Consider the following 25,863-nt stretch of genomic DNA (forward strand, 5'->3'; position numbering starts at 1 on the left):
GGTGCGGCGTGGTCACTCGAGGGTGAGCTCACCGGAGATGAAGTCCGACTTCATCTGCTCGATCTTGTCCTTGACCTCCTGGTCGATCGAGCCGTCGAACTCGTGGTACGGCGCCAGGCCGACGCCGCCGTTCTCCAGCGTGCCCTCGTAGGGCTCGTTGGTGAAGTCGCCGGTGATCGAGTCCGCGATGGCGTTGCGCACCGCGACGTCCATGCCCTTCATCACCGAGGTGAGCAGCACGTCGCAGAACTCCGCGGCGGACTCGCAGCCGTCGGTGTCCACCCAGATCGCGCGTGCGTCGCGGTCCTTGGCGGCCTGGAGGCCGCCCAGGCCGGCGGGGCCCGCGACCGGGAAGATCACGTCGGCGCCCTGCTGGATCAGCGTGTTGGCGATCGACTGGCCGCGCGACTTGTTCTCGAAGTCGTTGGTGAAGGAGCCCTCCTGGGCCTCGGGGTCCCAGCCCAGCACCTGCACCTGCGCGTCGTTGTCCTGGTTGTAGCGCTCCACGCCCTGGACGAAGCCGTCCATGAAGATCGTCACCGTCGGGATCTGCGCCCCGCCGAAGGTGCCGACGACGCCGCTCTCGGACTGGGAGGCGGCCAGGTAGCCGGCCAGGTAGGACGGCTCGGCTGTGGCGAACGTGAGGCCCTTGACGTTCTTCGGCGCGACGTTCTTCCCGGCGTCGTTGAGGTAGGCGAAGTCGACGATCGCGAAGTCGACCTTCGGGTTGGCCTCGGCGGCCTTCTGGGTGGCCTCGCCGAGCTTGTAGCCGACCGTGGTGATCTCGTCGCAGCCCTGGTTGACCAGCCGCCGCACGTTGCTGTCGTACTCGGAGTCGGAGTTGGACTCGATCGTGGCGGCCTGGATGCCGAGCTTGTCCTCCACCTCGGTCAGCCCGGCGCGCGAGGTCTGGTTGAACGACTTGTCGTCGAACCCGCCGGAGTCGGAGACCATGCAGGCCTTGAAGTCGGGGAACTGCCCCTCCGGCAGCGGCTCGACCGACGCCGAGGCGAGCTCCGAGGGCTCCGAGCCCGCCTCGTTGCTGCCGGAGCCTGAACCGGACCCGCCCTCGGTGGGGCGCTCTCCGCAGGCGCTCAGGGCCAACACTCCAACGGCAGCCACCGCCGCCAGCTTCATCGGTGTGCGACGCACGTGGACTCCTCAAAGATCTCTCCGGCGCCCGAGCGACCCCGGGCACATCGACGGACACCTTATGACGAATCCCGGCGTCGTGGTGACGTAGGCGACATCGATGCGGTGCCCGGGACCAAACCGTTACCAAAGCAACGCCCGGTGGGGCAGCACCCATGACTCAGCGGTCGGAGAGCCCCTGGACCGCGGCGGCCGCCAAGACGCGGGCCCCGATGAGGACGGCCTGGTCGTCGACCCGCAGGTTGCCCTGGTGCAGGTCGTACGTCGGCCCGCCCGGCGTGCGCGTGCCGAGCCGGGCCATCGCGCCCGGGACGTGGTCGAGGAACCAGCCGAAGTCCTCCCCGCCGAGGCTCTGCGAGGTCGGCACGTGGCCCACCTCGCCCACCACCGACTCCACCGCACGACCCAGGACAGCGGTCGCCCGGTGGTCGTTGACCACGGGCGGCACGCCGCGGTGGTAGAGGATCTCCGCCCGCACCTGGTACGGCGCCACGATCTGCGGGATCAGCTCGCGGACCAGGCGCTCCGCGTCGGCCCACGCCACCGAGTCGAGCATCCGGATCGTGGCGGCGGCCCGGCCGGTGGCGGGGACCACGTTGGGCGCGGCACCGGCCTGCACCATGCCCCAGACCACGCTCACGCCGGCCCGCGGGTCGAGCCGGCGGGAGAGGATCGAGGGCAGCTCGGTGACCAGCTTGGCCAGCGCGTAGGTCAGGTCCTGGGTCAGGTGCGGGCGCGACGTGTGGCCACCGGAGCCGTGTAGCCGTACCTCCACCTTGTCCGCGGCACCGGTCAGCGGGCCCTCGCGGAGCCCGATGGTCCCGACGTCGATGCTGGGGTCGCAGTGCAGGCCGAAGACGGCGTCGAGGTCACCGAGCACGCCGTGCTCCAGCAGCTCCAGCGCCCCGCCCGGCATGACCTCCTCCGCGGGCTGGAAGATCAGCCGCGCCCGGCCCCGCAGGTCGCCGCGACCGGCCACCTCGGCGATGGCCAGGGCGGCCCCCACGAGTCCGGCGGTGTGCACGTCGTGACCGCAGGCGTGGGCGACGCCGCCCACGGTGCTCGCCCACGGGTCCTCGGTGGTGTCCTCGACCGGGAGCGCGTCCAGGTCGGCGCGCAGGCCCACCGCCCGCTCGCCCTCGCCGATCTCCGCGACCAGCCCGGTCCGGGTCGGGCGGCTCACCCGGAAGCCCGCCTCCCGGACCCAGCTCTCCACCAGGTCGGTGGTGCGCTCCTCGGCGAAGGACAGCTCCGGGTGCGCGTGCAGGTCCCGGCGCAGGTCGACCAGCTCGTCGCCGTACTTCTCGACGACGCCGTCGATCACGCGGCTCGTGTCGTCGGGAAGGGAAGCAGGGGTCACCGGAACAGGTTAGTTCACGACCCGTTCACCGGTGGGCGTACCTAGCAGTCCGTGGACGGCTCGACCGAGAACTCCGTGACCAGCCACGCGTCCGCGGCCACCTTCGTCAGGGTCGCGGACAGCCGGTACGCCGAGGGGGCGGACTCGACGGCGACCCCTCCGGCGTCGACATCCACGCTCGCGTTCCGCAGGCAGGCCTCGCGGACGGTCGCCTGCTTGCCCCGGACCCGCACCGCATCGGCCGGGGCGTCGAGCCAGACGTCGCCGACCGTGCGGTTGCCCCGCTCGCTCAGCTCGGCGACATAGCGCTGGACCTGGTTGATCGGGTCGCCGGTCGCGGTGCGGGCGAGCGCCGCGAGATCCACCTCGACGGAGTTGTAGGCCTGTAGCCGGGCGTCGAGGTAGGCCAGCAGCGACTCCGCGACGCTTCTCGCGGGCTCCTGCTCGGGCAGCCGGAGCGAGTAGGCCGCGGAGTCGGTGTCCTGCACCTTCTGCCCGTTGCGCGGCGGCGGGCTAGGCTCTGGAGTGGTGGCCGGACGGTCCGGCCGGTCGCCCTCCGGCGTCGAGCCGGGCTCCGACGAGCTCGCCGTGGACGTGGGCAGGTCCACCTCCGCCGGCCGCTCCTCCCCACCACAGGCGCCGGTCAGCAGGATCAGCCCGACGAGGGCGAGCCCGAGCAGCGGGCGACCCCGGTCACCCGACATCGTTGACGAGCGCCTGGGACTCGGCCACGGGGACGCTGACCGTGGCCCACGGGGTCAGCGTGTCCAGGGTGCCGCCCACCGGACCGTTCCTGTCGGTGCCCTGCCAGCTCCCGGTCCACGTGGTCTGGGCGGTCACGTCCCAGCCGCCGGTGTTGGCCCGGTCGAACGGGATCGTGCAGGCACTTTCCTCGCTGGACCCCGGCGCCCACTCGGTCTTGGCCGCCGGGATCGTGCACTCGGTCGAGCCGGCGTAGGAGGTGATCTGAACCGACTCGGTCCGCGACGTGAGCGTCGCCCGGACCGGCGTGCCCGGCACCGACACCTCGAGCTCGATGACGCCGTCGCCGGCGAGCGCCTCATTGACGTTCTGCACCCAGAACCAGGTGGGCAGGTTCACGAGGGTCGCCCCGCCGGCGGCCTGGATCGTGGGGTTACGACCAAGATCCGGTCCGGCGATCTCGGCGGCCGCCTCGTCCCAGACGGCCGTGACCACGTCCTCGACGTCGACGAGAGGCGGCGGGAGCGGGCTTCCCGTGGCGAATGCCTGGTAGGCCATCGGCACCTGCTCGTTCGCCAGGTCGCCGGCGCCCCTGCCTCCGTAGGCGTCACCCCACGTGCCGTGACTAGAGGCGAAGCCCTCTTCCGCGCAGTTCACCCCGGGCTGGCTGTTCAGTTGGTACCACGTCTGCGGGGTGGACTTGGCGGTCTTGGTGACCGACTTCACGTAGTCGATGGTCGGCAACTCGAAGTAGCCGCCAGCGGCGTGACCACGCATCTGACTCCGCATGTCGTCGAACCACGCCTGCATCGCCTTGGCGTCCGAGGAGTCTGCTGATCCCGTGAACGGCCCCCACCAGCACTTCGGGGGCACCGAGACGCTGATTGTGGTCCCGCCCGCCCCGGTGAGCGGATCGCCCGCGCCACCGGAGACCTGGACGTCGACGGCGCGCAGGCTCACTTCACCGCCCTGACTGCCGCCGCCGATGGCGGCACCGGCCGGGCCTGCGGTCGTCGCTGCGACGACGGCGGCCACACCGGCCGTCGCCACAGCGGTCAGGATGCGTCGTGCGGACATCGGCGCTGGTTCCCCCTACACAGGTCGAGGACCCGCGCACCCGGCGGGTCCAAGGGCATGCTGTCATGCTCAACGAGCCAATGCCAGTCCGGCTACGCCCCCGGCTCGGGCCCGTCGTAGGCCGCGAGGATCCGATCGGCCGCCACGCTCGCCGGCAGCTCGCCGGCCAGCACGTCACGGCGTACGTCGTCGCGGATCGCCCGCACCCCCGCGGACCGGCGCAGCCGGTCGGCCAGCTCGTCGCGCACCAGCGCCCAGGTGAACTCCAGCTGCTGCTCGGCGCGGCGCTCCGCGAGGCCCCGCTCCCCCAGGTGCTCGCGGTGGGCCAGCACCCGGCCCCACACCTCGTCGATGCCGGTGCCGGTCAGCGCCGAGCAGGTGAGCACCGGGGGCACCCACGCGTCGCCCGCGCCCGACTTGTGCACCAGGCGCAGCGCGCCGGAGAGCTCGCGCGCCGCGGTGCGCGCCTCGGCCTCGCGGTCGCCGTCGGCCTTGTTCACCGCGATCACGTCGGCGATCTCCAAGATCCCCTTCTTGATCCCCTGCAGCTGGTCGCCGGTGCGGGCCAGGGTGAGGAAGCAGAAGGTGTCCACCATGCCGGCCACGGTGACCTCGGACTGTCCGACGCCGACGGTCTCGACCAGGACGACGTCGTACCCCGCCGCCTCCAGCACCGTGATCGCCTGCGTCGTGGCCCGGGCGACGCCGCCGAGCGTGCCGGCGGTGGGGCTGGGCCGGATGTAGGCGTTGCGGTCCGCGGCGAGGCGGGCCATCCGGGTCTTGTCGCCGAGCACCGAGCCTCCGGTGCGCACGCTGCTGGGGTCGACCGCGAGCACGCCGACCCGCAGCCCCTGACCGGTCAGATGGGTGCCGAGCGCCTCGATGAAGGTGGACTTGCCGACGCCGGGGACGCCAGAGATGCCGACCCGGACGGTGTCGGTGCGCGGCGAGCCCAGGCTGGTCAGCAGCTCGCGGGCGGCGGCGCGGTGGTCGGGGCGGGAGGACTCCACCAGCGTGATGGCGCGGGAGACGGCTGCCCGCCTGCCCTCGCCGATCTCGGCGGCGAGGGTCGCGACGTCGGGCGTCACGACTGCTGGGCCGACAGCTTCTCGAGCAGGTCCAGCGCGGAGTCGGCGATCACGCTCCCGGGCGGGAACACCGCCGCTGCCCCCATCTCCTTGAGCGTCTCGACGTCGTCGGGCGGGATCACGCCGCCGATGACCACCATGATGTCGGGGCGCCCCTCGTCGGCCAGCGCCTGCTTGAGCGCGGGCAGCAGCGCGAGGTGGCCGGCGGCCAGCGACGAGACGCCGACGATGTGCACGTCCGCGTCGATCGCCTGCTGGGCGACCTCCTCGGGAGTGGAGAACAGCGGCCCCACGTCGACGTCGAAGCCGAGGTCGGCGAAGGCGGTGACCACGACCTTCTGGCCGCGGTCGTGGCCGTCCTGGCCCATCTTGGCCACCAGGATGCGCGGCCGGCGCCCGTGCTCCTCCTCGAAGCGCTCGGTCGCGGCGAGCACGTCGGCGACCCTGCCCTGCTCGCTGCCGGCCTCGTCGCGGTACACGCCGGAGATGGTACGGATCACCGCCTGGTGGCGGCCCCACTCCTTCTCCAGCGCGTCGGAGATCTCCCCGACGGTGGCCTTGGCGCGCGCGGCGTCCACGGCCAGCGCGAGCAGGTTCCCGTCCATGCCGTGCGCGGGCTGGGCGGCGGCGTTGGAGAGCGCGGTGAGGGTACGGCGCACCTCCTCATCGTCGCGCTCCTCGCGCAGCCGGTCCAGCTTCTCCAGCTGCCGCTTCAGCACGTCGTCGTTGTCGACCCGCAGCACCTCCAGGTCGTCCTCGACCGGCAGTCGGTAGGTGTTGACCCCGACGACCGCCTGCTGACCGGAGTCGATCCGCGCCTGGGTGCGCGCGGCCGCCTCCTCGATCCGCATCTTGGGGATCCCGGCCTCGATGGCCTTCGCCATCCCGCCGTACTCCTCGGTCTCGGTGATGTGCGCCCAGGCGCGCTCGGCCAGGTCGTGGGTGAGCCGCTCGACGTAGTAGCTGCCCGCCCACGGGTCGATCACGTCGGTGGTGCCGGACTCCTGCTGCAGCAGCAGCTGGGTGTTGCGGGCGATCCGCGCGGAGAAGTCGGTCGGCAGCGCGATCGCCTCGTCCAGCGCGTTGGTGTGCAGGCTCTGGGTGTGCCCCTGAGTGGCGGCCATCGCCTCGATGCAGGTGCGGCCGACGTTGTTGAAGACGTCCTGCGCGGTCAGGCTCCACCCGGAGGTCTGGCTGTGCGTGCGCAGGCTCAGGCTCTTGGGGTTCTGCGGGTCGAACTGGCGCACCAGCCGGCTCCACAGCGCCCGGGCGGCGCGCAGCTTGGCGACCTCCATGAAGAAGTTCATCCCGATCGCCCAGAAGAAGCTCAGCCGCGGGGCGAACCGGTCGATCTCCAGGCCGGCGTCCAGGCCCGCGCGGATGTACTCCACGCCGTCGGCCAGGGTGTAGGCGAGCTCCAGGTCGGCGGTCGCCCCGGCCTCCTGCATGTGGTAGCCGGAGATCGAGATCGAGTTGAACCGCGGCATCCGCTCCGCGGTGTAGCGGAAGATGTCGGAGATGATCCGCATGCTCGCCTGCGGCGGGTAGATGTAGGTGTTGCGGACCATGAACTCCTTGAGGATGTCGTTCTGGATCGTCCCCGCGAGCTGTTCGGGCTGCACCCCCTGCTCCTCGGCGGCGGCGATGTAGAGCGCCATCACCGGCAGCACGGCGCCGTTCATGGTCATCGAGACGCTCATCGTGTCCAGCGGGATGCCGTCGAAGAGCGTGCGCGCGTCGTAGATCGAGTCGATCGCTACGCCCGCCATGCCGACGTCGCCCCGCACGCGCGGGTGGTCGGAGTCGTAGCCGCGGTGCGTGGCCAGGTCGAAGGCGACGCTGAGCCCCTTCTGTCCCGCCGCCAGGTTGCGGCGGTAGAACGCGTTGGACTCCTCGGCGGTGGAGAAGCCGGCGTACTGCCGGATCGTCCACGGCTGGGTGGTGTACATCGTCGGGTAGGGGCCGCGCAGGAACGGGCTGAGCCCCGGCCAGGTGTGCAGCGCGTCCAGGCCCTCGAGGTCCTCGGGACCGTAGACCGGCTGGATCTCGATCCCCTCGGGACTGGTCCAGGGGCCGACGTCGGCGAAGTTGTCCGGGATGGTCATGCCAGGGCCTCCCTGGTCCGGGTGAGGAACGCGAGGGCATCGACGCCCATCGCTGCGGAGTCGTCGACGGCCTCGCCGGGGATGCCGCTGCGCTCCCCCGGCGTGCCCGCCAGAAGGAGGTACGACGCCCCCGCGTCGCGCAGGGACGCCAGCACGTCGGCGCCCCACTCGGCGTAGGCCTGGTCGGTGCCGGCCAGGCACACCGTGCCGGGCTGTCCCGCCTCGCGCCACGCGGCGACCACGTCGTCCACGCCCCCGGTGGGGCCGGCGGCCTCGACCTCGATGCCGCCGGCGGCGAGCAGGTTGGTCGCGAAGGTCGCCCGCGCGGTGTGGGCGGCGACCGACCCCAGCGTGGCCAGGAAGACCGGGGTCTTCGCGGGCTCGTCGCGCAGCGCCTCGAAGGCGGCGCCATAGCGCCGTACGTCGTCGCCGGGCCCCTCGCGCTCGGGCAGCGTCTCGCCCAGGTGGGGGAACTCGGTGAGGCCGGTGAGCGGCCGGCGGCGGGTGGCGACCTGGCGTTCGCGCTCCTCCGCGACCGCGGCCACCCGCTCGCGCACCTCGGTGAGCGCTGCCAGGGCTCCCCCGGCGGACTCGATCCTGCCCAACTCCTCCCAGGCGGCCTGCGCCAGGTCCTCGGTGAGCCGCTCGGTGACGTAGGACCCGCCGGCCGGGTCGGCGACCGCGGCGACGTGCGACTCCTGGATCAGCAGGTGGGAGATGTTGCGTGCCAGTCGTCGGCCCAGCGCGTCGGGGCGGCCCAGCGGGCTGTCGAAGGGCAGGACCGTGATCCCGTCCGCGCCCCCGACACCGGCCGCGAAGGCGGCGACCGTGGTGCGGAGGAGGTTCACGTAGGGGTCGTACTTGCCCATCATCGGCCGGCTGGTGACCGCGTGCTGGCGCTGCTCGCCCTGCGCGTCGGACTCCTGCAGCACCCGCGCCCACAGCCGGCGGGCGGCGCGCAGCTTGGCGATCGTCGGGAACTGCTCGTCGGTGGCGGCGTAGCGGAACTCGACCAGGTCCACGGCGTCCGTGGCCGGGATGCCCGCCTCCTCCAGCGCCCGTAGGTAGGCGATGGCGACGGCCATCGACCAGCCGAGCTCCTGGGCGTCGGAGCCGCCGAGGTCGTGCAGGACGCTCGCGTCGATCACGAGGGCGGCGGTGCCGGCGTCGCGGGCCAGACGTGCGGCGGCCGTGACGGTCCCGGCGAGGTCCCCGGCCGCGTCCGGGTCGCCCGCGGCGAGGGCTCGGGCGAGCGGGTCCACCCCGAGGTTCGTACCCGGAGCGGCGGTGCGCTCGCCGATCGCCTCGACCAGGGCGCGGGCGGCGTCCATCGGGTCACCGGCCAGGGTCTGCAGCACCACCGGCGCCATCTCCAGGTGGACGTCGTGCAGCGCCTCGCCGACGCGGTCGGCCGGCAGCTGCTCGTCCACGGTGAGCCAGATCGAGGTGGCGCCGCCCGCGAGGTCGGCGAGCATCTCGTCGTTCACCGCAGCCGGGTCACCCCGGTGGTGGGCTCGGATGCCCCAGGCGCCGACCCGGGTCGGGCGGTCGTGGGCGTCGAGGTCGGCCAGGAGGTCCGCCGTACCCAACGGCGGGACGGAGATCCCGTCCAAGGTGGTCCGGGCCAGCTTGCTCCAGACCGCGTCGTCGGGGTCGTCGTCGTCCAGGCGCCCCGCCTTGCGGAGCACGCCGGCGGCCGCGGCCTCCCACTCCGCCTGGGTGTGGTCGTCGCCGGGGGCCTGAAGTCGCAGGTCCTCGACCGGCTCGGGCTCCGGAGGGATCTCTGTGCCCTCGGCGGAACCCGCAGCGTCCGGTGCGTCGCTCATGCTTTCGAAGAATAGGCCCGGCGCACGGCACCTGCCACGGCCCCACGTATGGGATACCTCTCAGCGACCAGGCATTCCATGCACCCTCACCCCGCCCACCGGGCACTCGATGCACCCACAACCCGTCCACCGGGCACTCGATGCACCCACAACCCGCCCACCGGGCACTCGATGCCACTTTCCGATTCCGCCACGGGATCCTCGCGATCAGCGAACAGTTGCGCTACGACCGCAGCCGAGGCGCGCTGCCACGGCGTCGTCGCGACATCGCCTGCCCGGTCGGCGCCAAAAGAGGGCATCAAGTGCCCGGTCGGCGCCGAGAGAGGGCATCAAGTGCCCGGTCGGCGGATCATGAGTGCAGGACGTGCCCGGTCGAGGTGAACCGGGGAGTAACAGGGCCCATCTCACAACGCCCCAGAAAGCGACAGACGTCCCATCGGGAGTAACCTGCCGCTCGTGGCAACCCAAACCCCGCAGCCGATGTTGGTGAAGAACGGCAGGGCGGCACGATCGACCGTCGCCCTCAAGCTCACGATGGCGGTGACCGGCCTCGTCTTCATCGGCTACGTGCTGCTGCACATGTACGGCAACCTCATGGCCTTCGGGGGGATGCAGACCTACGACACCTACGCCCACCACCTGCGGACGTTCGGCCAGCCGATGCTGCCGTACGGCGGGCTCCTGTGGGTCGTCCGGGTCGTGCTCATCGTCTCCCTGGTGCTGCACGTGTGGTCCGCGCTCAAGCTGTGGCAGCGGGCGGCGCAGGCGCGCACCCACAAGTACGTCGTGAAGAAGAACACCGGCTCGACCCTCGCCTCGCGCACCATGCGCTGGGGCGGGCTGGCGCTGCTGCTCTTCGTGATCTGGCACCTGATCCAGTTCACCATCGTCAAGCCGCGCCTGGGCGGCCCGGAGTCGGCGGCGGACATCAAGGAGTCGCCGTTCCTGATGCTGCTCAACGCCTTCGACCCCACGATGTGGTGGGTGACGGTCATCTACCTGCTGGCGCTGGTCGCGCTCGGCCTGCACCTGCGCCACGGCGTCTGGAGCGCCGCGCAGACCCTCGGCATGACCGGGACCGCCGCAGCCCGCCGTACGGCCAAGACCGCCGGCCTGGTGCTGGCCCTGGTCGTGACCGTCGGGTTCGCCATCGTCCCGCTGTCCATCCTCGTCGGCATCATCGAGAAGTAAGGCTCATCCATGGCTTCCCTCGACGGCACCACGCCCACCAACCAGCCCTCGGTCCAGACGTCCGACGACGCAGCCGGCTACTACACCCTCGGCGCGCCGCTGGTCGACGTGACGGCGCCGACCGGCCCGATCGCGAGCCGGTGGACCGAGCGCAAGTTCAGCAACCGGCTGGTCAACCCCGCCAACCGCCGCAAGCTCGACGTGATCATCGTCGGCACCGGCCTGGCCGGCGCCTCGGCCGCCGCCACGCTGGGCGAGGCGGGCTACAACGTGAAGTCCTTCTGCTACCAGGACTCCCCCCGGCGCGCCCACTCGATCGCCGCCCAGGGCGGCATCAACGCGGCCAAGAACTACAAGGAGGACGGCGACTCGATCTACCGCCTCTTCTACGACACGGTCAAGGGCGGCGACTACCGCAGCCGGGAGTCCAACGTCTACCGGCTCGCCGAGGAGAGCGCGAACATCATCGACCAGTGCGTCGCCCAGGGCGTTCCCTTCGCCCGGGAGTACGGCGGCCTGCTGGACAACCGCTCCTTCGGCGGCGTGCAGGTCTCCCGCACCTTCTACGCCCGCGGCCAGACCGGCCAGCAACTGCTGATCGGCGCCTACCAGGCGATGGAGCGCCAGGTCGCCGCCGGCACCGTCCAGCAGTTCACCCGGCACGAGATGCTCGAGCTGATCGTCACCGAGGACGAGTCCGGCGCGCAGCGGGCCCGCGGGATCATCGTCCGCGACATGGTGAGCGGGGAGATCGAGACCCATCTCGCCGACGCGGTCGTGCTTGCCTCCGGCGGCTACGGCAACGTCTTCTTCCTCTCCACCAACGCCATGGGGTGCAACGTCACCGCCGCCTGGCGGGCCCATCGCAAGGGCGCCCTGATGGCCAACCCGTGCTACACGCAGATCCACCCGACCTGCATCCCGGTCTCCGGCGACCACCAGTCGAAGCTGACCCTGATGAGCGAGTCGCTGCGCAACGACGGCCGGATCTGGGTGCCGAAGAACAAGGAGGACGCGGACAAGGACCCCCGCGACATCCCCGAGGAGGACCGCGACTACTACCTGGAGCGGATCTACCCCGGCTTCGGCAACCTGGTCCCCCGCGACATCGCCTCGCGCCAGGCGAAGTACATGTGCGACGAGGGGCGCGGGGTCGGCCCGATGGTGGGCGACTTCCGCCGCGGCGTCTACCTCGACTTCGCCGACGCGATCGCCCGGATGGGCGAGGACACGGTCCGGGAGAAGTACGACAACCTCTTCGACATGTACCAGCAGATCACCGGCGAGGACCCCTACAAGGTCCCGATGCGGATCTACCCCGCCGTGCACTACGTGATGGGCGGCCTGTGGGTCGACTACGACCTGCAGTCGAACATCCCGGGCCTGTTCGTGGCCGGCGAGGCCAACTTCTCCGACCACGGCGCCAACCGGCTCGGCGCCTCCGCGCTGATGCAGGGCCTGGCCGACGGCTATTTCGTGCTGCCGAACACCATCCGCGACTACCTCGCCGACGGTCCGTTCGAGAAGATCACCGAGGACGACCCGGCGGTCGTGGCCGCGCGCACCGGCGTCGAGGAGCGGATCAACCGCATCCTGGCGATCGACGGGGAGCGCTCCGCCGACAGCTACCACAAGGAGCTCGGCAACCTGATGTGGGAGTACTGCGGCATGGAGCGGACCGAGGAGGGCCTGCGCAAGGCCATCGACGGCATCCGCGAGCTGCGGCGGGACTTCTGGTCGAACCTGAAGGTCCTCGGCAGCGCCGACACCCTCAACCAGAGCCTGGAGAAGGCCGGCCGGGTGGCCGACTTCCTCGAGCTCGGCGAGCTGATGTGCATCGACGCGCTCAACCGGCGCGAGTCCTGCGGCGGCCACTTCAGGGCCGAGTCGCAGACCGAGGACGGCGAGGCCCTGCGGATCGACGAGGAGTTCTCCTACGTCGCCGCCTGGGAGTTCACCGTCTCCCCCGAGCACGACCCGAACGAGCCGCAGTCGACCATGGGTCCGCCGGTGCTGCACAAGGAAGACCTGATCTACACCGCGATCGAGATGAAGCAGAGGTCCTACAAGTGAAGCTCACCCTCCAGATCTGGCGTCAGGCCGACACCGCGACCGAGGGTGCGATGCACACCTACGAGGTCGACGGGATCTCCGAGGACATGTCCTTCCTGGAGATGCTCGACGTGCTCAACGAGCGCCTCAACGCCGACAACGAGGAGCCGATCGCCTTCGACTCCGACTGTCGCGAGGGCATCTGCGGCATGTGCAGCCTGATGATCAACGGCCAGCCCCACGGGCCCGAGGTCACCACCACCTGCCAGCTGCACATGCGGTCCTTCTCCGACGGTGACACGATCACCATCGAGCCCTGGCGCGCCGACCCGTTCCCGGTCCTCAAGGACCTGGTGGTCGACCGCAGCGCGTTCGACCGGATCATCCAGGCCGGCGGCTACATCTCCGCCAACACCGGCTCGGCCCCCGAGGCGAACTCGGTGCCCGTCCCCCGCGACGACGCCATGCGCGCCTTCAACTTCGCGACCTGCATCGGCTGCGGCGCCTGCGTGGCGGCCTGCCCCAACGGGTCGAGCTCGCTGTTCGTCGGCGCCAAGGTCGCCCAGTTCGGCCTGCTCCCGCAGGGTCAGCCCGAGCGGGACGCGCGCGCGGTGGGCATGGTCGCCCAGGCCGACCACGAGGGCTTCGGTGGGTGCACCAACATCGGCGAGTGCACGGCCGCGTGCCCCAAGGAGATCCCGATGGACGTGATCTCCCAGCTGAACAAGGACCTGCGGGCCGCGATGAAGAACGGCCACTGAGCCGGGCGCTCGCCGTACGTCGCGGGCGGCTCAGCGTCCGCGGCGCCCCAGGATGAGCCCGGCGACCAGGCCGGCGACCCCGGCGGCCGTCGCGGTCGCCGCGCGCTGCGTCGGAGTCGTGGGGTCCTCGCGCTCGACGTACACCGGCGCGGCGGGCACCGGCGCCAACCGGTAGGCCTCGATCCGCTCCTCCAGCGTCTCCGGCTCGGCCGCACGCTCCCGGGCCAGGCGCGCCGCGGGGCTGGTGTGCGCCCACGAGGCGGAGTAGACCAGCAGCCGGGAGAAGTAGTTGATCCACACGACCAGGATCAGCGCGATCCCGAAGACGGCGAACGCGGGCTGGCTGGCCGTCTGCTTCATCAAGATCGTGGCCAGCTGCTTGAGCAGCTCGAAGCCGACCGCGCCCAGCAGCGCGCCGCCGACCAGCGCGCGCCGCGGCATCGGCGGGTTGGCCAGCAGCCGGAAGACGGTGAAGAACAGGACCGAGTTGGCCAGGATGCCGACGCCGATGGAGAGAAGCCTCAGCACCGGGGAGAACTGCTCACCCAGGCCGACCAGGTCCAGCAGCCAGGTCGAGGCGAAGGAGATCGCGCCGGCGATGGCGACGCTGAGCAGCAGCACTCCCCCGATGATGATCAGGCTGGCCAGGTCGCGCAGCTTCCCGAAGACGAAGTTGGGCTGCTCGTCCTGCGGCATCTCGAAGGTCAGCATCATCGCCTCGCGCATCCCCGACAGCCAGCCGAGCCCGGAGTAGAGGGCGGTGATGGCACCGATCCCGGCGGCCGCCCCCGCGGCGTCCTGGAACACCTCGATCGAGATCTCCCCGGGCTGCGCCTTGCCCTGCACCACGAGCGGGAGGATGCTCTGGATCGCCTTCACCATGGTGTCGACCAGGTCGGGGCCGGCGTACCTCGCGATCCAGCCGACGACGGCGAAGGTCAGGGCCATGATCGGGAAGAAGGACAGGAACCCGAAGTAGGTGACGGCCCCGGCGAGCGCGTTGCCCTTCACCGAGCCGTAGTGCTGCACGGTCCGGACGATGTGGTCCAGCACCGGCGAGCTCGCCCGGAGGCGGTCCAGACGGCCCGGCTCGTCGGCGGTGTCGGTGTCCTGGCTCATGCGTCGTTCCTCCTCGTCGGTGGAGCGGTACGGCGGTTCAGCGGATCTCTCCGAGCGGGAACTCCCGGGTCGGGCGCCAGCCGATGCCATCCTCGTGAACGTAGAGCAGGAAGTGGTCGGCGTCGAAGACGCACTCGAAGTCGGCGAGTTCCGCATAGGCCCGGTCCAGCGCGGCATCCTCGAGGTGGTGCGCGATGGTCACGTGCGGGTGGTAGGGGAAGCTCAGCTCCTGGGCCAGCGGCCCGGCGCGCAGCTCCGCAGCCAGCACCTCGCAGGCGGAGATCCCCTGCGCCACGGCGACGAAGACGACCGGCGAGACGGGGCGGAACGTGCCGGTGCCGCGCAGGTGCACGGTGAACGGCTCGTGTCGCAGCGCGGCCCGTGTCAGGTGCTCGTGCACGTCGGTGAGATCGCCCTCCACCTCGGTCGGCGGGACCAGGGTGATGTGGGTGGGGATCTGCGTGGCGGTGGTGTCGCCGACGGCGGTGCGATAGTCCTGCAGCTCGCGGGCCCAGGGCTCGGGGATGGCGAGCGCGACGCCGATGGTTGGCACCCCGGGACTCTAACCAATCCGGCCGCCCGCCCCCGCATCGGTGCTTGATAGTTTCATCGCCGTGAGCGACTCCTTCCAGGCATCCGTGGCCCGCAGCGCCGCGCTCGAGAAGCGGCTCGCCGACGAGCCCGCGAGCCTGCGCATGCTGACCGGCGACCGCCCGACCGGTGCCCTGCACATCGGTCACTACTTCGGCTCGATCCGCAACCGGGTCCGGCTGCAGCAGGCGGGCGCGGAGATCTGGCAGCTGATCGCCGACTACCAGGTGATCACCGACCGGGAGTCGGTCGGCGCGATCCGCGACAACGTGCGCAACCTGGTCCTGGACAACGTCGCGGCCGGGCTGGACCCGGAGCGGGTCACCATGTTCACCCACTCCGCCGTCCCCGCCCTCAACCAGCTGATGCTGCCCTTCCTGTCCCTGGTCAGCGTCGCGGAGCTGCAGCGCAACCCCACGGTCAAGGACGAGGCCAAGGCTGCCGGGATCACCTCGATCAGCGGCCTGCTGCTGACCTACCCCGTGCACCAGGCCGCGGACATCCTGTTCTGCAAGGCGAACGTGGTCCCGGTCGGGCGCGACCAGCTCCCCCACCTCGAGCAGACCCGGGTGATCGCGCGACGCTTCAACGAGCGGTACGGCGCGACCTTCCCCGAGCCCGACGCCCTGCTGTCCGACGCGCCGTTGATCCTGGGCACCGACGGCACCAAGATGAGCAAGTCGCGCGGCAACGTGATCGAGCTGCGGATGACCGCCGACGAGACCGCCAAGAAGATCAAGGGCGCCAAGACCGACAGCGACCGGGTCATCACGTACGACCCCGAGGGGCGGCCCGAGGTGGCCAACCTGCTGACGCTCATCGCGCTGTGCGAGGGCGTCGCGCCGGAGGTCGTCGCCGAGGAGATCGGCGACGGGGGCGGCGGGGCGCTGAAGAGGCGGCTGACCGAGGCGATCAACGACGAGCTCGCGCCGCTGCGGGCGCGCCGGGCCGAGCTGGCCGAGGACCCGTCGTACGTCGTCGGGATCCTCGAGCGCGGCAACGCGCGCGCCAATGAGGTCGCCGACGACACCCTGGACGAGGTCCGCACCCGGATGGACATGGTCTACAGCTGACCTGACCGCGGGCTCGCCCGCCCTCAGTCCAGCGTGTGGTGGCGCCGGTGCATCCGGCCCGACGCGGCCAGCACGAGGACCCCCAGCACCGACAGCATCGCGCCGACGACCGCGGGCGAGCGGTACCCCATGCCGGCGGCGATCACCAGGCCGCCGAGCCAGGCGCCCAGCGCGTTCGCGACGTTGAGCGAGGCGTGGTTCATCGCCGCGCCCATCATCTGCGCCTCGCCCGCCACCGTCATCAGCCTCAACTGCAGGTTCACCACGAGGATCGATCCGGTCACGGTCACGCCGAACAGGATCGGCAGGGTCCACCACCCCAGCCCCGCGGTGAGCGCGAAGACCAGCAGGAGCAGCCCCTGCCCGATCCCGCCGATGAACAGCGAGCGGAAGACCGACCAGTCGGCGAGCCGCCCGGCCAGCCAGGTCCCGGCCACCATGCCGAGACCGAAGGCGAGCAGGAAGACCGGCGCCGCGGCCTCCGGCAGGCCGCCGACGTCGGTGATCGTCGGGACGATGTAGGTGTAGAGCGCGAACATGCCGCCGAAGCCGATCGCCCCGGCCAGCAGGGTCAGCAGCACCTGCGGCTCCCGGAGCGCCCGGAGCTCGCGCAGCCCGGTCGCGGTGCGGTCCCCCGGGGTGGCGGGGATCCGCGCGAGGACCAGGACGAGGGTGAGCACGCCGAGCGCGGCGACCAGCCAGTACGCCGTACGCCAGCCCAGGTTCTGGCCCAGCCAGGTCGCGGCGGGTACGCCGACGACGTTGGCGACCGACAGGCCGAGCATCACCGTCGCCACGGCTCGGCCGCGGCGGTGCGGCGGGACGAGCGAGGCGGCCACCAGCGAGGCGATCCCGAAGTAGGCGCCGTGGGGTAGCCCGGAGACGAAGCGGGCCGCGATGAGGGAGCCGTAGCCGGTCACCAGCGCGGTCGCCGCGTTGCCGACGGCGAAGGCGGCCATCAGCGCGACCAGCAGCGCCCGCCGCGGCAGCCGGGCGCCCAGGATCGCGATGAGCGGCGCGCCGACGACGACGCCGAGGGCGTAGGCGGAGATCGCGTGACCGGCCGTCGGGATGCTGACGTCCACGCCGGCGGCCAACTGCGGCAGCAGGCCCATCGAGACGAACTCGGTGGTGCCGATCGCGAACCCGCCCATCGCGAGGGCGAAGAGCGCCAGCGCCAGCGGAGCCCCACCGGTCGCCGGGGTCGCCGTACCGACCGCTCCGCTCGGGGCGGGCGCGGTCTCGGGGGGCGGGGTGCTGGTCACGACGTCTCCTCGGGTGGTGCTCACCCAGTGTCCAAGTCACCCCGGGTGCGCGCCAATTCCACGAGCGCGACGTGACGCCGGTCGCAGGTCGTGCCTGCTCGCCCGACGACGCTCAGAGCTGGTCGAGCGCCGCGTTGAAGGTCGCCGAGGGCCGCATGACCGCTGAGGCCTTCTCCGGGTCGGGGCGGTAGTAGCCGCCGATGTCGGCCGGCGACCCCTGGACGGCCAGCAGCTCGTCGTTGATCTGCTGCTCCTTCTCCCGCAGCTCCGCGGCCAGCGCGGTGAACTTCGAGGCCAGCTCGGCGTCGTCGGTCTGCTGCGCGAGCTCCTCAGCCCAGTAGAGCGCGAGGTAGAAGTGCGAGCCGCGGTTGTCGATCGTGCCGAGCTTGCGACCGGGCGACTTGTTCTCGTTGAGGAACGTCGCGTTCGCCCGCGCCAGCGTGGAGGCGAGCACCTTGGCGCCGGAGTTGCCGGTGGTCTCGCCGTACTCCTGCAGAGACTCGGCCAGCGCGAGGAACTCGCCCAGGCTGTCCCAGCGCAGGTAGTTCTCCTTCACCAGCTGCTGCACATGCTTGGGCGCGGAGCCGCCCGCGCCGGTCTCGAACAGCCCGCCGCCGTTGATCAGCGGGACGACCGAGAGCATCTTGGCCGAGGTTCCGAGCTCGAGGATCGGGAAGAGGTCGGTGTTGTAGTCGCGCAGCACGTTGCCGGTGACCGAGATCGTGTTCTTGCCCTCGCGGATCCGCTCGATCGAGCGCTGGGTGGCCTCGACCGGCGAGGCGATGGAGATGTCCAGCCCCTCGGTGTCGTGGTCGCCGAGATACTTCTCGACCAGGGTGATCAGGTTCCGGTCGTGGGCCCGCTCGGAGTCCAGCCAGAAGATGGCCGGGTCGCCGGTGGCGCGGGCGCGCGTCACGGCCAGCTTGACCCAGTCGCGGATCGGGATGTCCTTGGTCTGGCAGGCGCGCCAGATGTCGCCGGTGGAGACCTGGTGCTCGATGAGTACGTCGCCCGCGCGGTTGACCACGCGCACGGTGCCGTCGGCGGGGATCTCGAACGTCTTGTCGTGGGAGCCGTACTCCTCGGCCTTCTGCGCCATCAGGCCGACGTTGGGCACCGAGCCCATGGTGGCGGGGTCGTAGGCGCCATTGGCCCGGCAGTCGTCGATCACCGTCTGGTAGACCCCGGCGTAGGAGGAGTCCGGGATGACCGCGAGCGCGTCCTGCTCGTCGCCGGCAGGGTTCCACATGTGGCCCGACGTGCGGATCATCGCGGGCATCGAGGCGTCCACGATGATGTCGGAGGGGACGTGCAGGTTGGTGATGCCGCGGTCGGAGTCGACCATCGCCAGGTCCGGGCCGTCGGCCATCGCCTGCTCGAAGGCCGCCTTGATCTCCGCGCCGTTGGCCAGGGCGTCCAACCCGGAGAGGATGGAGCCGAGGCCGTCGCTGGCGCTGAGGCCGGCCGCGGCCAGGTCGTCGCCGTACTGCTCGAAGACCTGCGGGAAGTAGGCACGCACGACGTGGCCGAAGATGATCGGGTCGGAGACCTTCATCATCGTCGCCTTGAGGTGCACCGAGAAGAGCACGCCCTCGTCCTTGGCCCGCTGCACCTGCGCCCGGAGGAAGTCGTCCAGCGCGGCGGCGCGCATGACGGTGCCGTCGACGACCTCGCCGGCCAGCACCGGCACCGACTCGCGCAGCACCCGGGTCTCGCCGTCGGCGCCGACCAGCTCGATCCGCAGGTCGTCGTCGGCCTCGATGACCACCGACTTCTCGTTGTGCCGGAAGTCGTCGTCGGTCATGGTGGCGACGTTGGTCTTCGAGTCGCCGCTCCAGGCGCCCATCGAGTGCGGGTTGCGGCGGGCGTACTCCTTCACCGCGTCGGCGGCGCGCCGGTCGGAGTTGCCCTCGCGCAGCACCGGGTTGACCGCGGAGCCCTTGACCCGGTCGTAGGCCTCGCGGGCGGCCTTCTCCTCCTCCGTCGTGGGGTTCTCGACGTAGTCGGGGATGTCGTAGCCCTGCTCCTGCAGCTCCTTGATCGCCGCCTTGAGCTGCGGCACGGAGGCGGAGATGTTGGGCAGCTTGATGATGTTGGCCTCGGGCGTGGTGGCCAGCTCGCCCAGCTCGGCCAGCGCGTCGCCGATCCGCTGGTCGTCGGTGAGCCGGTCGGGGAACTGCGCCAGGATGCGCCCGGCGAGCGAGATGTCGCGGGTCTCCACGTCGACCCCGGCGGTGCGCGCGAACGCCTCCAGGATCGGCAGGAAGGAGTACGTCGCCAGCAGCGGCGCCTCGTCGGTCTCGGTGTAGATGATGGCGCTGGTCTTCTCGGTCACGATCGCGACGCTAGCAGCAGGTCGCCCGCCGCGGAGGTCCGGGCGACCAGCCCGGTGCCGCGGCGGTAGTACTCCTGCTCCTCGGGTCCGCCCTCCCCCGGTACCCGTTCGAGCTGGAGCATCCGTCCGGCCCCGGAGTCGGCACCCTCCGGGACGGGCGCCGAGAGGTCCAGGACGGTCAGCCGGCCGACCGGCTCGCCACCCACCTCGCCGGTGAGGAAGCCGTCGCCGACCCGCGGGGTGGCTGGCATCAGCAGTCCCGCCCGGGCTCCGGCCCGCCCCGCGCGCCAGTCGGCGTCACCGGTGTCCTGGCCGAGCTGCCACACGTTGCCGTCGCGGTCCTGGGCGGCGTACGTCGTCTCCTCCTCGACCACCCGCCCGGTGCGGTCCAGGACCAGCCGGCCGTCCACGGCCGTGGCCTCCACGCCGGCGACGGTGACCCGCTCGCGGCGCACCGTCACGACGTAGGTCGCCGGGCGGTCGCGGTCGGTGGTGGAGTACTCCCAGCGGGCACCCGGCCTCCAGGCCAGCCAGGGATTGGTGACCCGCGCCTGGAAGTCACCGGGCTCCGGGGAGGGCGTGGGGATCCGCAGCCCGTCGATGCCGCTCTCGTCGACCGGGTCGGGCGCCGCGCCCCCGCACGCGGTCAGGGCCAGCAGCACGAGGCCGGTCAGCCCGGCGCGGAGGGAGCGCATGCGCGCAAGCATGACGCACCGCCCCAGCAGGGCGGCCGCGCGGCTCGGGACCGCCCTCGGTGCCGCCGTACGGCGCTGCTAGCGTCAGCACAAACGCATCGATCGCTTGAGGAGACCGTCGTGAGTGACTCCAGCCAGCCCCTGAAGGTCGCCGTGACCGGCGCTGCCGGCCAGATCGGCTACAGCCTGCTGTTCCGGCTCGCGGCGGGTGCCCTGGGCGACCGCCCGGTCGAGCTGCGGCTGCTCGAGATCGAGCCCGCGCTGCCCGCCCTCGAGGGCGTCGTGATGGAGCTCGACGACTGCGCGTTCCCGCTGCTCGCGGGCGTGGAGATCGGCTCGGACCCCAACGAGATCTTCTCCGGCGTCAACGCCGCCATGCTGGTCGGCGCCATGCCGCGCAAGGAGGGCATGGACCGCGCGGACCTGCTCGAGGCCAACGGCAAGATCTTCACCGGCCAGGGCAAGGCGCTGGGCGACAACGCCGCGGACGACGTACGCATCCTGGTCACCGGCAACCCGGCGAACACCAACGCGCTGATCGCGATGAGCAACGCCCCCGACATCCCGCGGGAGCGCTTCAACGCGCTGACCCGGCTGGACCACAACCGGGCCAAGAGCCAGCTGGCCAAGAAGCTGGGCGTGCCGGTCACCGAGATCAAGGACCTGGCGATCTGGGGCAACCACGACGACTCGATGTACCCCGACCTCTTCAACGCCAAGGTCGGCGGCCGGTCGGCGGCCGAGCAGGTCGATGAGGCCTGGATCACCGACGAGTACATCCCGACCGTCGCGACCCGCGGCGGCGCGATCATCAAGGCGCGCGGCGCCTCGTCGGCGGCCTCGGCGGCGAACGCGACGATCGACCACATGCACGACTGGCTGAACGGGACCTCGGAGTGGGTGTCGATGTCGGTGCCGACCGACGGCTCCTACGACGTGCCGGAGGGCATCGTCTCCTCGTTCCCGTGCACGGTGGAGAACGGCGAGTGGAAGATCGTCCAGGGCATCGAGCTCAACGACTTCTCCCGGGAGCGGATCATGGCCTCGGCGAAGCGGCTGCAGGACGAGCGCGCCGCGGTCGAGAAGCTCGGCCTGATCTGACCGCAGCGAGGCACGAGCGGAGGGCAGGATCAGGCCGCATGAGGGGAGCCTGATCTGACCGCAGCGAGGCACGAGCGGAGGGCAGGATCAGGCCGCATGAGGGGAGCCTGATCTGACCCGGAGCGAGGCACGAGCGGGCCCGGGCGGGACGTCATACGAACCGAGGCAGCGGTTCCCCGGAACGTATGACGTCCCGCCGGCCGCCCGCGGGGGTCACACGCCGGGCTGATTGGGGATCGAGCTGGCGAGGAAGGCGAGTACGCCGCCCACGCCGGCGAGCATGAAGGCGTCGAGGAAGCGGTTGCGGACCGCGAGCATCCCGGCGTCCCGCTCGCGCAGCACCAGGCGGAACAGGGCCGCGGCGCCGAGGCCCCCGGCGATGATCCGGGTGCCGATCCGCCAGTCCACCCAGAGCACGATGCCGATCCCGCCGACGACCACGGCGAGGACGCAGAGGTAGAGCGCGCCGCCGATCGTGGAGGGGTAGCGGCGAATGTCGTCGGGACGCTCGTCCCCGCCGACCAGCTCCTCCGCGGAGACCGGGGGGATGTCCTCGGGGGGTGGCGGGGAGGCGTCCTGCTGGTCCACGCTCAGCTCGCGTTCCTCTCGGCGATGTCGACGATGTTGCTCAGCAGCATGGCCCGGGTCATCGGACCGACACCGCCGGGGTTCGGGGAGACCCAGCCGGCGACGTCCCAGACGTCGTCGGCCACGTCGCCGGCGATCTTGCCGTCGACCCGGGAGACGCCGACGTCGAGGACGGCCGCGCCCGGCTTGACCATGTCGCCGGTGATGATCCCGGGCACTCCGGCCGCGGCGACGACCACGTCGGCGTTGCGGACGTGGGCGGCGAGGTCGCGGGTGCCGGTGTGGGTGAGGGTGGCGGTGGCGTTCTCCGAGCGGCGAGTGAGCAGCAGGCCCATCGGGCGGCCGACGGTGATGCCGCGGCCCACGACGACGACCTCGGCGCCGTTGAGCTCGACGCCGTGCCGCCGCAGCAGCTCCAGGCAGCCCACCGGCGTGCAGGGCAGCGGCCCGTCCTCGCCGAGCACCAGCCGACCGAGGTTCTCCGGGTGCAGGCCGTCGACGTCCTTGTCCGGGGAGACCCGGGACAGCAGCCGGAACTCGTCGAGCCCGGTCGGCTGCTGCACGATGAACCCGGTGACCCGGTCGTCGGCGTTGAGCTCGTCGATCAGCGCCTCGACCTCCTCCTGGGAGGCGGTCGCGGGCAGGTCGTGCCGGAAGGAGTCGATGCCGATCTTCGCGGAGTCCTTGTGCTTGGCGCCGACGTACCACTTGCTGCCGGGGTCGTCCCCGACCATCACCGTCGCCAGGCCGGGCGTGACGCCGCGCTCCTTCAGCGCGGCCACCCGGGCCCGCAGCTCGTCCATGATCGCGGCGAGGGTCGCCGTACCGTCCAGCCTCTGTGCCGTCACGTGCTCATCCAATCACTCGGGACGTGTGGGATCGCGGCGCCATGGCGACCGATCCCCACGTGTTGCGGGTCGGGGGCGGGGGTAGGGGTCAGTGGGCGAAGTGCCGGGTTCCGGTGAAGTACGTCGTCACGCCGGCCGCCTGCGCGGCGGCGATCACCTCGTCGTCGCGGATAGAGCCGCCGGGGGCGACCACGGCGCGCACGCCGGCGTCCAGCAGGATCTGCAGGCCGTCGGCGAAGGGGAAGAACGCGTCCGAGGCGGCGACGGAGCCCGACGCCCGCTCGCCGGCGCGCGAGACCGCCAGCCGGCAGGAGTCGACCCGGTTGACCTGGCCCATCCCGACGCCGACCGCGGCGCCGCCGTCGGCGAGCAGGATCGCGTTCGACTTCACCGCGCGGATCGCCCGCCAGGCGAACTGCAGGTCGGCCAGCGTCTGCTCGTCGGCGGGGTCACCGGCCACCAGCCGCCAGCGCGACGCCTCGTCGCCCGTGGGGTTGCCGTCGGCGTCCTCGCCGGAGGCGTCGATCGCGTCCCGCTCCTGCAGCAGCAGGCCGCCGGAGATGGGGCGGCTCTCGATGCCGCCGGCGGACGGCGCGGCCACCTCGAGCAGCCGCAGGTTCTTCTTCGCGGTCAGGACCTCCAGCGCGTCCTCGTCGAAGCCGGGGGCGACGACGACCTCGGTGAAGATGTCCTTGACGGTCTCGGCCATCTCGCGGGTCACGGGGCGGTTGGAGGCGATGATGCCGCCGTACGCCGACACCGGGTCGGTCGCGTGCGCCTTGCGGTGCGCGTCGGCGATGTCCTCCCCGATCGCGATGCCGCAGGGGTTGGCGTGCTTGATGATCGCCACGGTGGGCACGTCCCCGTGGTCGTACGCCGCGCGGTGGGCGGCATCGGCGTCCACGTAGTTGTTGTAGGACATCTCCTTGCCGTGCAGCTGGCGACCCTGTGCGAGCCCCGGCTGCGGCTGGAAGCCGTTGGTGTAGAGGGCGGCGGACTGGTGGGGGTTCTCGCCGTAGCGCAGCACCGCGGCCCGGTCCCAGGTGGCGCCCATCCAGGCGGGGAAGCCCTGCCCGTCGGAGGTGTCGGTGAGCACGTTGCCCATCCAGGAGGCGACGTGCACGTCGTAGGTCGCGGTGTGCACGAACGCCTCGGCGGCCAGCCGCTGCCGCTCGGCCAGGGTGAAGCCGCCGTCGGCGACGGCGCGGAGCACGTCGGCGTACCGCTCGGGGCTGACCACGATCGCCACGGAGGGGTGGTTCTTCGCCGCCGCGCGGACCATCGAGGGGCCGCCGATGTCGATCTGCTCGACGCTCTCGTCGGCGGTGGCCCCCGACATCACCGTCTCGGTGAACGGGTAGAGGTTGGAGACGACCAGGTCGAACGGCTCGATGCCGAGGTCCTCCAGCTGCGCCACGTGGGAGTCCAGGCGCCGGTCGGCGAGGATGCCGGCGTGCACCCGCGGGTGCAGGGTCTTGACCCGGCCGTCCAGCGCCTCGGGGAAGCCGGTGAGGTCCTCGACCTTGGTGACCGGCAGCCCCAGGGACTCGATCAGCCGGGCGGAGCCGCCGGTGGAGACCAGCTCCACCCCGGCCTCGTGCAGTCCGCGGACCAGCTCCTCCAGCCCGGTCTTGTCGTAGACCGAGACCAGTGCTCGCCGGATCGTGATGCGGTCGGGTGCGGCCATCGCCTGATGCTCCTCGCTCGGGTGTGGGTGGTGTCGTGCCTGCCGGGCACCCAGGCGTTCGATGCCCGCGCGTCCCCCCGAGGGGCCACTCCCCGGTGGTTGCCCACCTGCGCCAGTCGTGTGCGCTCAGGCTACGGGAGGCCGGCCGTGGGCGACCAGCCGGGCGGCACCGTCCCCGGCCGTGTCCCAGCCCGGCAGCTCGAGCACCGCGAGCTCGGAGGTGCGCATGCGCACGGGCCGGCCGACCAGGGCGTCGAGCAGGTCCTCCAGGGCGGGGTCGTGACCGGCGAGCACGACCGCCCGCTCGTCTCCCAGGGCGCGGACCAGGCCGAGCAGGTCGGTCGCGGAGAAGGAGTACGCCGCCTCCTCCGGCCGGACCGGCGGCGGGTCGGCCAGCGCGGCGCTCGCCAGCTCCCAGGTCTGCGTCGTACGTCGCGCCGTGGAGACCACCGCCAGGTCGAGCGCGGGGCCGTGCTCGGCGAGCCACTCCCCCGCCTCGCGCGCCTGGCGCCGACCGCGCGCCGTCAGCGGCCGCTCCCGGTCGGTGGCCGGCACGTCCCAGTCGGACTTGCCGTGCCGCAGCAGCACCAGATTCCGGGTCACGAGCCGATCCGGACGCTGCGGCCCTCGACGGAGAAGCCCTCCCGGGCCATCCGCCCCACCGTGTCCACCAGCATCGCCCGCTCCGCGGTCTTGATCCGCTCGTGCAGCGCGGCGGCGTCGTCGTCGGGCTCGACGGCCACCGGCACCTGCGCCACGATCGGCCCGGTGTCCACGCCCCCGTCGACGACGAACAGCGTGGCCCCGGTGACCTTGACGCCGTAGTCCAGCGCGTCCTGCGGCCCCTGCATCCCGGGGAAGGACGGCGACAGCGCCGGGTGCGTGTTGAGGGTGCGGCCGGCGAACCGGTCGAGGAACCGCGGGCCGAACAGCTTCATGAACCCCGCCGAGATCACCAGGTCCGGCTCGTGCCGGGCCACCTGCTCGGCGAGCGCGGCGTCCCAGGCGCTGCGGTCGGGGTGGTCACGCACCCGCTCGACGAAGGTGTCGATGCCGGCCCGCTCCGCGCGCGCCAGGCCCTCGATTCCCGGCCGGTCGGCGCCGACCGCGACCACGCGGGCGGCGTACTCCTCCTCGCTCGCGGCGTCGAGCAGGGCCTGCAGGTTGGTCCCGCTGCCCGAGCCGAGGACGACCAGGCGGGCGGGCGCGGAGAAGCGGTACGTCGGCACGCACCGCATCCTAGGGAG

The 25,863-nt window shown here is 71.8% G+C and carries 22 protein-coding genes and 1 riboswitch; of the genes, 5 read left to right on the top strand and 17 right to left on the bottom strand.

The window, feature by feature from the left end; genetic code table 11:
* Nucleotides 1-12: 12 nt before the first annotated feature.
* The 7 genes from K8W59_RS12605 to K8W59_RS12635 all read right to left on the bottom strand — a co-directional run bounded on the left by K8W59_RS12605 (nucleotide 13) and on the right by K8W59_RS12635 (nucleotide 9,310).
* Nucleotides 13-1,152: a BMP family lipoprotein gene (locus tag K8W59_RS12605; RefSeq protein ID WP_223394358.1), complete on the bottom strand. Its 1,140-nt coding sequence runs from the start codon at nucleotides 1,150-1,152 to the stop codon at nucleotides 13-15.
* 160 nt (nucleotides 1,153-1,312) lie between these two features.
* Nucleotides 1,313-2,512 carry an amidohydrolase gene (locus K8W59_RS12610; RefSeq protein WP_223394360.1) on the bottom strand — a complete coding sequence of 400 codons (1,200 nt, stop codon included), beginning with the start codon at nucleotides 2,510-2,512 and terminating at the stop codon, nucleotides 1,313-1,315.
* 41 nt (nucleotides 2,513-2,553) lie between these two features.
* Complete coding sequence (locus K8W59_RS12615) at nucleotides 2,554-3,216, bottom strand: hypothetical protein (protein WP_223394363.1); 663 nt, start codon at nucleotides 3,214-3,216, stop codon at nucleotides 2,554-2,556.
* A complete protein-coding gene (locus K8W59_RS12620) occupies nucleotides 3,206-4,291 on the bottom strand; it encodes a hypothetical protein (protein ID WP_223394365.1) in 1,086 nt (361 codons plus the stop codon). The genes K8W59_RS12615 and K8W59_RS12620 overlap by 11 nt, the downstream gene beginning before the upstream one ends.
* 92 nt (nucleotides 4,292-4,383) lie before the next feature.
* Nucleotides 4,384-5,379: a methylmalonyl Co-A mutase-associated GTPase MeaB gene (meaB, locus tag K8W59_RS12625; protein WP_223394367.1), complete on the bottom strand. Its 996-nt coding sequence runs from the start codon at nucleotides 5,377-5,379 to the stop codon at nucleotides 4,384-4,386.
* On the bottom strand, nucleotides 5,376-7,484 hold the full coding sequence (gene scpA, locus K8W59_RS12630) for a methylmalonyl-CoA mutase (RefSeq protein WP_317846268.1): 2,109 nt from the start codon (nucleotides 7,482-7,484) through the stop codon (nucleotides 5,376-5,378). The genes meaB and scpA overlap by 4 nt, the downstream gene beginning before the upstream one ends.
* Complete coding sequence (locus K8W59_RS12635) at nucleotides 7,481-9,310, bottom strand: methylmalonyl-CoA mutase family protein (protein WP_223394369.1); 1,830 nt, start codon at nucleotides 9,308-9,310, stop codon at nucleotides 7,481-7,483. The genes scpA and K8W59_RS12635 overlap by 4 nt, the downstream gene beginning before the upstream one ends.
* A 456-nt stretch (nucleotides 9,311-9,766) precedes the next feature.
* Between K8W59_RS12635 and K8W59_RS12640 the strand changes: the two genes are divergently transcribed.
* From K8W59_RS12640 to K8W59_RS12650, 3 genes are read left to right on the top strand one after another with little or no spacing between them, the layout of a single operon-like run.
* Complete coding sequence (locus K8W59_RS12640; RefSeq protein WP_223394371.1) at nucleotides 9,767-10,501, top strand: succinate dehydrogenase cytochrome b subunit; 735 nt, start codon at nucleotides 9,767-9,769, stop codon at nucleotides 10,499-10,501.
* 9 nt (nucleotides 10,502-10,510) lie between these two features.
* Complete coding sequence (locus K8W59_RS12645) at nucleotides 10,511-12,574, top strand: fumarate reductase/succinate dehydrogenase flavoprotein subunit (protein WP_223394373.1); 2,064 nt, start codon at nucleotides 10,511-10,513, stop codon at nucleotides 12,572-12,574.
* The gene (locus K8W59_RS12650) at nucleotides 12,571-13,314 is read left to right on the top strand and encodes a succinate dehydrogenase/fumarate reductase iron-sulfur subunit (RefSeq protein ID WP_223394375.1); all 744 of its coding nucleotides are present in this window, start codon (nucleotides 12,571-12,573) and stop codon (nucleotides 13,312-13,314) included. The genes K8W59_RS12645 and K8W59_RS12650 overlap by 4 nt, the downstream gene beginning before the upstream one ends.
* A 30-nt stretch (nucleotides 13,315-13,344) precedes the next feature.
* Here K8W59_RS12650 and K8W59_RS12655 read toward each other — a convergent pair whose 3' ends face one another.
* Together K8W59_RS12655 and K8W59_RS12660 are read right to left on the bottom strand one after the other, a co-directional pair.
* Nucleotides 13,345-14,433, bottom strand: coding sequence for a YihY/virulence factor BrkB family protein (locus K8W59_RS12655; protein ID WP_223394377.1), 1,089 nt, complete (start codon nucleotides 14,431-14,433; stop codon nucleotides 13,345-13,347).
* A 37-nt stretch (nucleotides 14,434-14,470) separates the two neighbouring features.
* Entirely contained in the window at nucleotides 14,471-14,986 is a 516-nt protein-coding gene (locus K8W59_RS12660) for a 2'-5' RNA ligase family protein (protein WP_223394379.1), read from the bottom strand.
* A 61-nt stretch (nucleotides 14,987-15,047) separates the two neighbouring features.
* Between K8W59_RS12660 and trpS the strand changes: the two genes are divergently transcribed.
* Nucleotides 15,048-16,097 (top strand): tryptophan--tRNA ligase, encoded by a 1,050-nt coding sequence (gene trpS, locus K8W59_RS12665; protein WP_449866972.1) that lies wholly within the window; start codon nucleotides 15,048-15,050, stop codon nucleotides 16,095-16,097.
* 23 nt (nucleotides 16,098-16,120) lie between these two features.
* Here trpS and K8W59_RS12670 read toward each other — a convergent pair whose 3' ends face one another.
* From K8W59_RS12670 to K8W59_RS12680, 3 genes are all read right to left on the bottom strand, one after another.
* Entirely contained in the window at nucleotides 16,121-17,362 is a 1,242-nt protein-coding gene (locus K8W59_RS12670) for an MFS transporter (RefSeq protein ID WP_223394381.1), read from the bottom strand.
* A 112-nt stretch (nucleotides 17,363-17,474) separates the two neighbouring features.
* Entirely contained in the window at nucleotides 17,475-19,697 is a 2,223-nt protein-coding gene (locus K8W59_RS12675; protein ID WP_223394383.1) for an NADP-dependent isocitrate dehydrogenase, read from the bottom strand.
* Complete coding sequence (locus K8W59_RS12680; RefSeq protein WP_223394385.1) at nucleotides 19,694-20,392, bottom strand: hypothetical protein; 699 nt, start codon at nucleotides 20,390-20,392, stop codon at nucleotides 19,694-19,696. Before K8W59_RS12680 ends, K8W59_RS12675 begins: the two co-directional genes overlap by 4 nt.
* Before the next feature lie 120 nt (nucleotides 20,393-20,512).
* On the opposite strand from K8W59_RS12680, the gene K8W59_RS12685 reads away from it, so the two are divergent.
* Nucleotides 20,513-21,493, top strand: a complete 981-nt coding sequence (locus tag K8W59_RS12685) for a malate dehydrogenase (protein ID WP_223394387.1) — start codon at nucleotides 20,513-20,515, stop codon at nucleotides 21,491-21,493.
* 213 nt (nucleotides 21,494-21,706) lie between these two features.
* Here the strand turns inward: K8W59_RS12685 and K8W59_RS12690 are convergent, their stop codons facing one another.
* The 5 genes from K8W59_RS12690 to purN form a co-directional block, all read right to left on the bottom strand.
* Nucleotides 21,707-22,081, bottom strand: a complete 375-nt coding sequence (locus tag K8W59_RS12690; protein ID WP_223394389.1) for a DUF3017 domain-containing protein — start codon at nucleotides 22,079-22,081, stop codon at nucleotides 21,707-21,709.
* Nucleotides 22,082-22,083: 2 nt separating this feature from the next.
* On the bottom strand, nucleotides 22,084-22,929 hold the full coding sequence (locus tag K8W59_RS12695) for a bifunctional methylenetetrahydrofolate dehydrogenase/methenyltetrahydrofolate cyclohydrolase (RefSeq protein WP_223394391.1): 846 nt from the start codon (nucleotides 22,927-22,929) through the stop codon (nucleotides 22,084-22,086).
* 88 nt (nucleotides 22,930-23,017) lie between these two features.
* A complete protein-coding gene (gene purH, locus K8W59_RS12700; RefSeq protein WP_223394393.1) occupies nucleotides 23,018-24,616 on the bottom strand; it encodes a bifunctional phosphoribosylaminoimidazolecarboxamide formyltransferase/IMP cyclohydrolase in 1,599 nt (532 codons plus the stop codon).
* Between the two features lie 41 nt (nucleotides 24,617-24,657).
* Nucleotides 24,658-24,746, bottom strand: a riboswitch (ZMP/ZTP riboswitch).
* Nucleotides 24,743-25,219, bottom strand: a complete 477-nt coding sequence (locus K8W59_RS12705) for a SixA phosphatase family protein (RefSeq protein WP_223394395.1) — start codon at nucleotides 25,217-25,219, stop codon at nucleotides 24,743-24,745. It overlaps the preceding riboswitch by 4 nt.
* Nucleotides 25,216-25,845: a phosphoribosylglycinamide formyltransferase gene (purN, locus tag K8W59_RS12710; protein ID WP_223394397.1), complete on the bottom strand. Its 630-nt coding sequence runs from the start codon at nucleotides 25,843-25,845 to the stop codon at nucleotides 25,216-25,218. Before purN ends, K8W59_RS12705 begins: the two co-directional genes overlap by 4 nt.
* Between the last annotated feature and the right edge of the window lie 18 nt (nucleotides 25,846-25,863).

It is taken from the genome of Nocardioides rotundus, from assembly GCF_019931675.1.
Lineage (GTDB): Bacteria > Actinomycetota > Actinomycetes > Propionibacteriales > Nocardioidaceae > Nocardioides > Nocardioides rotundus.